Source organism: Marinimicrobium sp. UBA4209, assembly GCF_002381585.1.
Lineage (GTDB): Bacteria > Pseudomonadota > Gammaproteobacteria > Pseudomonadales > Cellvibrionaceae > Marinimicrobium > Marinimicrobium koreense.
Genome location: NZ_DFTP01000077.1, coordinates 25,648 through 34,918, shown reverse-complemented (window position 1 = coordinate 34,918; position 9,271 = coordinate 25,648). Strand labels below are relative to the sequence as shown.

Sequence of the window (9,271 nt, the reverse complement as noted above, 5' to 3'; positions counted from 1 at the left end):
GAGCCAATGCCCCCGCCATGTTCGTTGCTGAGCCCCACCTGGGAGATCTCCCAATCCTCCCGACCCACGCCATGAACGTTTTTTCCTGTCGTGTCCGGAACCGGGTGCGTATAAATAGACTGGGTATAAAACTGTGTCGCGCGCTTGGCGGCGTCCAAATAGCGCGTCTCGTCAGTCAGCTCATAGAGGTCCAGTAACGCCTGCGCACTTTGACCGGTAGCGAAGTCAGGCACAAACCGATTGTCCCCACACACACCCAGAAAATGTCCCGTATTGACCGCGTTCTGGATGTACCAGTCCGCCCCGTTCTGTGCCGCACGTAGATAACGCTCATCGCCGAGAATCCGATACGCTACCACCAGTCCGTAAAAGGTCGGACGCAAGTCTTCCAGCTCGGTGAACAGCGGTTTTTCGCTGGTATGATCATAGGCGACCGCCCAGTTTCCCCCAGGCTTCTGCCAGGCCAACAGCCGTTCGGCACCATCGCGCAAACGCTGTTTTAGCGCCTCATCGTCGGGTTCAAAGAGCAAGATATTGCCAATATCCACGAGTGTGTAATAGGTAATGGCGATGGGTTCAACGTAGTCGCCCCACTCTTCGGTGAAGGTTTCTCTTTTCGAGAGAAAATACTGACCTTTGGCCGCGCCGTGATAGAACCCAGGCTCGGATTGCTGCTGCAACAGTTTGAAGTTTCTCGCGTACGGCAGCCGGGTTTCCTTCAGCACCGGGTCATCCATAATACGGGCCAGCATCCACATGGCGCCGTAATCGGAGTTTTTCATGGCGTCGCGATCCGAGTTAAGCACGCCACCCAGGTAAGCCTGCGCCCCCAGCGTGACGCCCTCCACAATTTCGGTCCGCCATTTGGAACGCGTATCATCCCGCAAATAATCGTGCATGGACAGAATACGATCGGTAAGGGACTGCCGGGTTCGTTTCAACGCCAGAAAATCGTCAAACCGGTATATATCTTCCACGGCGTGGCGATACACCGAAAACCAGTCAGCCATTTGGACACTGTAGCGAAACTGAAACTGGACACTCTCGCCTTTTTTCAGGAATGAACCTTTCTCCCCCAGTACGGGATGCCAGACTTTCGGTGTGAGCTGCGATTGTCGATTCATCAACGACAGTCCCAATTGCCACGAATGCTGGGTCATGTGATCGTGCTCCCAGGGATCGCGGCCCGTGCCGGGCTCGGGAATCACCGCCAGAGTGACACCGGATTGCGTACTAAGCATCGGCGCGAGCGTGGTGGCGGTGCGCTCGCGCACCAGCACGGGCCGATCGGGAATGCCCTGGCCGTACGCGAGAGAGTGCACCAGGCTGTCGTTAATGTCGGCGCCCTGAAAGTGCCCCGGAATGGCACCCCAGGCCAATTCCGATTTGGCTACCGTCGCCAGCGTTGGCGTGGCAACGGAAAAATAACCGTCGGTCCTGGCCGTCACCGTCAACCGTACCCTGACGTCGGAATCGTACTGCTCATCCATCTGCCACTGCGCTTCAATGTCGGCGCGCTCGGTATGTTCTTTGAAAACCAGCGCACCTTTTTTATCCTTTCCACCCTGCTCATCTTGCGGGTGCCGTTCGACAAAGGTCGGAAAAAATGTCAACGGCTCCCCCGCCTGGTTCATCGCCACCGGCTGGGTAATCTGGCCCCACTCTTCCGTGTTATACCGGTAAATCGGTTCGGGAAATTCCAACACTTTCCCATTTTCCGATATTTCCATCGGTGTGCTGTCGGGTGGGATCGCCGAGTACAACAGGGTGTACTCGGCACTGGTTGTCGCCAATGACACTTGCTGATCACCGACGTGAATGTCCAGCTGATCCAGCTGCCATCCTTGTTCACTGTTTTGCCACTGCAGCGTTAAGGTCTTTCCCACCAGCGTTTGGGTGTCGGTGCCCGGCTCCGAATCGCAGCCCCCCACTCCCAACAGCAAAAATACCAGCGTAAACAGCCACATCGTCAAGCGCTGAAGCAGCGGCATGCGCTCGGAACGATGAAAAGGAAAGAAGAGCCATTGCTTTTTTATCATGGAAGTCTCCAACGTAAACGAGGGGCGTTTACGGGTTTGGTACAGTTTGAATTGCCTTTCAGTGGTTCGGACGCGGCTGACGGTCTTCAAAGGGTTCCACGGGAAAACCCTGGGCGTTATAAAGATTGACCGTCGGCGCGTTGGACCAGGCGTGGCGAACGCCTGAAATCGGTTGACCTTGAGGGTGTTGAACGACCAGGATGTTTCCTTCCACGCTGGCTTCGGCACGCTGCCAATGGTCGTCAGAACCCAGCACCGAGAGGGCGGCGGGCGGTTCATTACCAACGACACTTAACCCGCCGTCAGCGTAACGAAAGCTTACTTCAGCACGGTTGCCCCGATAACTGATAACGGAGGGTTCGGGTCCCCGATAAGGCACCGCGTGCCCATACACCATTGCTCGCGCCAGTTGCGCCAGCCGGTCACCGACTGCTTTCTTCTCCACCGGGTGGACGTCGTCTTTGTCACCCGTATCAATAGTGACCGAGAGCCACGCATTAGGTGTGCTTCTTGTTGCCGCTGCCTGCGCAGAGCGCAACTCAGCCCATTTAGTATTGCTGCTGTCATTGGGAGGCTGATATATCGGTAGCTGTACTACCAGAAAAGGTAGATCGGGTGTCTGCCACAGTGACCGCCAACCTGTGATCATGGCTGACAACCGCTTTTCATAATAACCGGCTCGCGCTGCATTCGATTCGCCCTGGTACCACACCACGCCTTTCACCGCGTAGGGCTGAACGCTCGCCAGCATGGTCTTTTGCAGCACCGAAGGGTTGCGATAATAACGCCGGATATCCGTGAACACCTGCGGTGTCTCACCGCCGGCCAACTCCAACGACTCCGGGGTCATCCAGGCTTCCACTAGGGATGCCCCCTGGCTGCTATTGATCATGCCAACCGCCACCGGAGAGGAACTCTCATCCTTGAGTGTCGGTTGCAACCCCAGCGCAAAATGCAGGGCGACCGCCGACCAGTTACTGACAGCAGATGCACTGGCAACCTGCCAGGGTTTGGGCGGACGCTCCTGTCGTTTACCACCAGACACGACCTTCGGCACTTCAAGCAAACGAATCCGAAGATTGGGCAAGGAGGCGATCGCCACCTGCTGCTCGGCCAATGCGGAGTGACGGAACCGAAATGCCATGTTGGACTGACCGGCCATCAGCCAGACATCACCGAGAAAAACATCCTTGAACTCGATTCGCTCAGCCTCACTTTGTACCGTCAGTACATAAGGTCCACCGGCGTTTTTCGCCGGCAACATCACCTGCCAGCGGCCATTCGCCAGTACAGTGGTGTCCACCGCCGACTCATTATTCAGACTGACCGAAACGTCCCTGCCGGGCTGACCTTTCCCCCAGACGGGTATGTCCTGATCGCGCTGCAAGACCATATGGTCTGTAAATACCGGCGGCAGGCTCAACTCTGTCTCCGTACCTGCTTTGGTCGCAGGTTGGGCTACAACGAGCACCGGGGCAGCGTACATCAGAAACGGTAACAGTATCGCAACCCAGCGCAACGACGGCTTAAAGACGGTGGAAATTATTGTTATGAACGTCATCGATATGAAAGTCATCGAAAGGAGCCCTGCCACTTTATGGTTCTGATTTATTCCAGTCGCATACCATTCCCGGTGCGACAGCGGTAGATATCCGGTTGCAATCCGAACGTTCGCGGATACGCTTCGCGCAGCGCCTGGCTGACCGTTTCCACCAGAGCGGGTTCCACCAGCGCCACCACCGCGCCACCGAATCCGCCGCCGGTCATGCGGGCCGCACCCGCGTCGCCTGATTGGGATCGAATCAAATCCACCAGGAAATCGGTCTCGGGAACGGTGACTTCAAAATAGTCCCGCAACGAATCGTGGGAGGCGTACATCAGTTCCCGAAGCGTGGAAAAATCGTTCCGGGCCAATGCCTCCGCAGCCTGACAGGTGCGTTCGTTTTCAGTAATGACATGCAGGGCGCGACGATAGGCGTTCTCGCTCATATCGGTTCGCCCCTCTTGCAACCGCTCAACCGATGCGTGGCGCAGACTGGGAATACCCAACGTTTTCGCGGCAGTCTCGCAATCCAGACGACGCTGATTGTACTCGCTGCCCACCAGCGAACGTTTAACGTTGGAGTTGATAATCAATAGTTCGTAACCGGCCACCATGGGAATCTGCTGCGTCGACAGGTCTTCACAATCCAACAAAAGGGCGTGTCCCTGACGCGCGCAGGCCGATACCATCTGGTCCATAATGCCGGTTTGGCAATCGAGAAAGTCGTTTTCGGTCTGCTGTCCGATCCGGGCAATGTCTTGCGGTGAAAGTCCGCATTCGTTCATGGCGTTCAACGCACCGCCCACGGCCACTTCCAACGCCGCCGATGACGACAAGCCCGCGCCTTGCGGAACATTACCCATAATCAGGAGGTCGGCCCCTCTGAGGCGATGGCCAAGCTTTAGCAACACATCGTAAACACCGACAATATAATTGACCCAGTCGCACGGTCCGCGATGTAGCCGCTGCGCGAGGTCAAATCGGACCGTTTCGAGCCCATAGTTCAACGAGGTGACTTGAACCCGGCTGTCCGCGCGGGGACGGAAGGCGACACGGGTATGAAACTCCAATGCGCAGGGCAGCACAAAACCCTGATTGTAATCGGTATGTTCACCGATCAGGTTCACTCGGCCTGGTGCGGAAACCACACCGGTAGCGGCGACGCCATACACTTTCTGGAACGCGCCTCGCATATCGAAGGCATCATCCAGCTCAAACCTGTCGGCAGCACCTATTACATCGGATAATTGCACAGCTTCACCCCCTTTCTGAGTAATGGACAGCACCGGCATCACGCAATGCACTGGCGGCTACTTCGGGCGTCAGGTCGCGCTGCGCCTCTGCCAGCATTTCGTAGCCTACCATGTGCTTTTTGATGGTGGCGGAACGCAACAACGGCGGGAAAAAGTGCGCGTGCAATTGCCAGTGCGCCGTTTGGCTCAAATGGTTCGGGGCACCGTGCCATCCCATGGAATAGGGAAAGCTGCACTGGAATAAATTGTCGTAGCGAACGGTCAATTCCTTGAGTGCGCTGGCCAGCGAGCGCTGCAACGGCTCAGGTATATCGTCGAGCCGGGCGATCAGGTGTTTGGGCAGCAACAGGGTTTCGAACGGCCAGGCCGCCCAGTAAGGAACCACTGCAATCCAGTCATCGTTTTCCACCACGGTACGCGCCCCACTGCGCGATTCGCGCATGGCGTAGTCCAGCAACAGCGGTGAGTGATGGCGCTGGTGGTAATTCACCTGGCACTCATCCTCCCTGGTTACCAGCGAGGGGACAAAATCGTGGGCCCAGATCTGACCGTGCGGGTGCGGCTGCGAACACCCCATCACTTCACCTTTGTTTTCGAACACCTGCACCCAGCGATACGTCGTTCTTAAACGCTTGAATTCCGCTACCCAGGTGTTGACCACTCTGGCGATTTCCGCTTCGGTCATCCGCGGCAACGACTGGCTGTGGTCGGGAGAAAAAATAACAACGCGGCACTCGCCAAACACCTCCTCGCTCACCCACAGCGCGTCGTCGCCGTCGCACGCGGGCGTCTCGTCCGGTCCCGAAAGCTTCGAAAGTGCCGAAAAATCATTCGTAAAGACAAAGGTCTCACGGTACGGCGGGTTATGCTCGCCGTTGGCTCGCGTATTTCCCGGACAGAGCGCACAGTCAGTCTGGTAAGCGGACACTTCCTTGGTTTGAGTCGCCTCAGTTGCGCCCTTCCAAGGGCGATTATTGCGATGCGGCGATACAAGTACCCAGTCACCGGTCAGTAAATTTTTACGGCGATGCATGCCAGCAGGATGCGTACTCATGATGTGTGCTCCTGCAGGCCGTTGGGGTAAGCGGACTGCCAGCGCCAGACATCGTCGGTCATGGTTTGCAGGTCCCGACGGGCTTGCCAGTTGAGTCGTTTGACGGCCAGGGCCGGGTCGGCCCAGTTCACGGCGACGTCTCCCGGCCGGCGGGGTGCCGCTTTCCAGGGAATGCGTGAGCCGCAACTCTTTTCGAAAGCGTTGATGACTTCGAGCACGGAACTGCCGCGCCCGGTACCTAGATTATAGGGCTTGAATCCGAAGTCCCCGCGGTGAGTTCGAAACGCGGCGACATGCCCCTCGGCCAGATCCATGACGTGAATATAATCACGCACGCCTGTGCCATCGGCCGTCTGGTAATCCGCCCCAAACACCTGCACGTGTTCGCGGCGGCCGATGGCCGTTTGAGCAATAAACGGCACCAGGTTATTGGGCGTGCCCAGGGGATCTTCCCCCAGCAGGCCGCTTTCATGAGCGCCTACCGGGTTGAAATACCGCAGTGCCAGTGCAAGAAAATCCGGATCGGCCGTGGCAACATCACGCAGTAATTGCTCCACCATGACTTTGGTCCAACCGTAGGGGTTCGTGGCCCCGATCGGGTGAGCCTCATCGATGGGCACATAGTGTGGCTCACCATAAACGGTAGCGGACGAGCTGAAGACCATACGCCGAACGCCGCACTGCTGCATAACCTGCAACAGCGCTATAGAACCACCCACGTTGTTTTCATAGTAAGCCAATGGCTGCCGCACGGAGTCACCGACTGCCTTGAGCGCCGCAAAGTGAAACACGGCATCAATGCAATAGCGCTGAAAGGTGTCGCGCAACAGATCAGCATCCCGGATGTCGCCGCGCACCAGCGGAAAACGCTGTCCGGTTATGCGCTCCAACTGATCCAGCACTCTGGCACTGGCATTGGAAAAGTTGTCCAGGATCACGGGCCGAAATCCTGCTTCATGTAGAGCGATACAGGTGTGACTACCGATAAACCCCGCCCCGCCCGTCACCAGAATCGTGTTTTCCATCATGCGCCCTCCGTTCAGTTCGCGCTCAGCCCGAAGAGAGAGACCGGCACTTGCGCACTTTTGCGCTTCAATCGTAAACGCAATGTCTTCGTCGTCACCGGCTCGTCCAACAACAGTTCATTGCGACTCTGGTAGTTATTGCTCACGGCTTTCAGCAAGCGGTCGCCGTCGGCATAGACTTCGTAATCACTCACACAGAACGGCATGGTTCGTTCGGGGTGATCGTAGAGTGACGATTCCAGTGCGTGATCAAAGTCCGTATCGAAGTAAAGCGTCACGCGGGTCAATTTCTGCGCCTCGGTCCAGCGAACGATGACTTCTGGCTGGACGTCACCCGGCGCCGCCACCCAGGCATGGGACCGTTGATAGGGACGGGTGTATTCACTGGTCAGGTTCTGCACGGAAAAATCACTGATGGGCGGCGACACCGATAAGGCGAGATTGTGGCCACCGGGACGGCGCTCGGGCGTCCAGAATTCAAACTCGTCAATACCGCTACCCGGCTCCGCCAGTTGTCGACCGTTGTTCGACACTGCCTCATTTTTACCATTGAAGACAGAGACCAGCCCAGTGACTCGCGATTCAGAGCAGGCAATTTCCAGGCTTTCATCCCCGATAAAGCCAATGAAACCGTACTGATCGGCAGGCAGCGTTTTCGAGAACGTTACCGTCACGTCCTGTTCGCCCGGAGAGACCGCCACCTCGACTTCTTCCAGCACAAGATCCGGAGTGAAGTTCTCCGGTTTGGAGCTGGCCCTCAGTTGTACCGTCAAGCGATTTTCCGCCGCCGATCGGATGCGGCTGCGCACGGTATAGCTCACGCCCTGTTTCATCGGCAACCATTGCGCTGCGGACACAGCCAGGGATCTCCACGGACCGTCGGCCGGCAGTTGTTCCAGCATCAGTTCACTGGACGATTCCAGCGTCGCGCGGCTGAGCAGATTATCGGTCGGTACCGAAGGCACTTGGGGAATAAAATGTCCCATGGCATTGAGCCTGCCATGCAGCATCGCCAGAGGTTCTGTTTCGAGCAGTTCCGTAGGTTGCCACCCGCTTTCCAGACACAGCGCCACCGCCTGTCCGACCGCCTGCCCACCGTGTGCGCAGGTACACATGACGCGTGTGGAACCGAACGCGATATGACTCGCGCTGATAATCCGTCCCGCAAAAAAAAGGTTATCGATGTCCTTGCTGATCATGCTTCGCAACGGAATCTGGTAGACGCCTTTGGAATGAAACTGGCGGCACGGCGCTTTATTGCTGTAAACGCCGTCTCCGGGATGGTGGTCAATCGACCAGCCGCCGTAAGAGATCGCATCGGGAAACGACCTTTGCTCCACCACATCCTGCTGAGTCATCATGTAGAGGCCTTCGAAGCGGCGGCTCTCGCGCTTGCCCGGTATCGTTCCGACCCACTCCAGCGTCAGGTTCTCCACGCCATCAAAGTTGCCGCTGTTCTTGATGTAGTCCCACACGCCGTAGACAACTTTCCAGAGTTCCCACTTGATTTCCTCGGTGTCTTCGATCGTGTTGCAGTTGCCACCGTATTCCAGCCACCAGAGACGCGGCCCGATATCGTCCCGACGAATGCGTTTGATGCGATCCAGCGTCACTTTGTCAATACTGGCAAACGACGGCGGCTCAAAATTCACCGGGCGGCCCACATCCTTGCTGTAAAAGTAAATGGAATGGCCCAGCAGCTCCGTGTCCGCTTTCTCCGGAGCCAGTTTTTCACCGAACTCCTCGCAAGACTCGGCGCCGATCCGGAAAGCGGCCCCTGCCTGAAACGCCACGAGACCGTCACCAGACGCGTCGCAAAAATACTGCCCCTGAACGTCGTAAGTGGTCGAATTCTGCGAACAAAATGCCTGCACGGCGGCAATATGGCGCGTGCCGTCTTTTACCGTGTTGTACACGGCGGTGTTCAGCAACAGTGTAATATTGCTTTCCGCACGAACTTTGTCGAGCAACACGGTATCGAAAATAACGGTATTGCCTTCCGGGTTTCGATACAAGTTTTCCAGCAACAACTCATCGATGATGCCTCCTTCACGGGACCAGCGATTGTTATTACCCATGTGCGAAGTGGCGCCCAGGCTCCAGAGGCGAACTTCGCTGGAGGCATTGCCTCCCAACACGGGCCGATCCTGAATCAGGCACACCGTTTTTCCCGCCCGCGCCGCCGAGATGGCCGCGCAGCAACCGGACAGCCCACCACCGATAACCACCAGCTCTGCGTCAATGCGCTTGATGGTATTTTGGCGCCCCTCGGGCAAAGCATCGTGTAACAACATAATCGTATCCTAACAAAATCAGATCAAACTCATAATGCGTCGCCGCATTGCCCAGCCCGTTGA

At 57.0% G+C, this 9,271-nt stretch carries 6 protein-coding genes; all 6 read right to left on the bottom strand.

From position 1 onward, the window contains the following. The coding region (locus tag B3187_RS11520; protein ID WP_286806561.1) for a beta-L-arabinofuranosidase domain-containing protein at positions 1 to 2,039 on the bottom strand (2,039 nt) is incomplete at its 3' end. Positions 2,040 to 2,097: 58 nt separating this feature from the next. Beyond that, positions 2,098 to 3,600, bottom strand: coding sequence for a sialate O-acetylesterase (locus B3187_RS11515; protein ID WP_286806560.1), 1,503 nt, complete (start codon positions 3,598 to 3,600; stop codon positions 2,098 to 2,100). A gap of 47 nt (positions 3,601 to 3,647) precedes the next feature. Further along, positions 3,648 to 4,835, bottom strand: a complete 1,188-nt coding sequence (galK, locus tag B3187_RS11510) for a galactokinase (protein WP_286806558.1) — start codon at positions 4,833 to 4,835, stop codon at positions 3,648 to 3,650. 4 nt (positions 4,836 to 4,839) lie between these two features. Then, positions 4,840 to 5,889 (bottom strand): UDP-glucose--hexose-1-phosphate uridylyltransferase, encoded by a 1,050-nt coding sequence (locus B3187_RS11505; RefSeq protein WP_286806557.1) that lies wholly within the window; start codon positions 5,887 to 5,889, stop codon positions 4,840 to 4,842. After that, positions 5,886 to 6,914: a UDP-glucose 4-epimerase GalE gene (galE, locus tag B3187_RS11500; protein WP_286806597.1), complete on the bottom strand. Its 1,029-nt coding sequence runs from the start codon at positions 6,912 to 6,914 to the stop codon at positions 5,886 to 5,888. Before galE ends, B3187_RS11505 begins: the two co-directional genes overlap by 4 nt. A gap of 14 nt (positions 6,915 to 6,928) precedes the next feature. Further along, entirely contained in the window at positions 6,929 to 9,208 is a 2,280-nt protein-coding gene (locus tag B3187_RS11495; protein ID WP_286806556.1) for an FAD-dependent oxidoreductase, read from the bottom strand. Between the last annotated feature and the right edge of the window lie 63 nt (positions 9,209 to 9,271).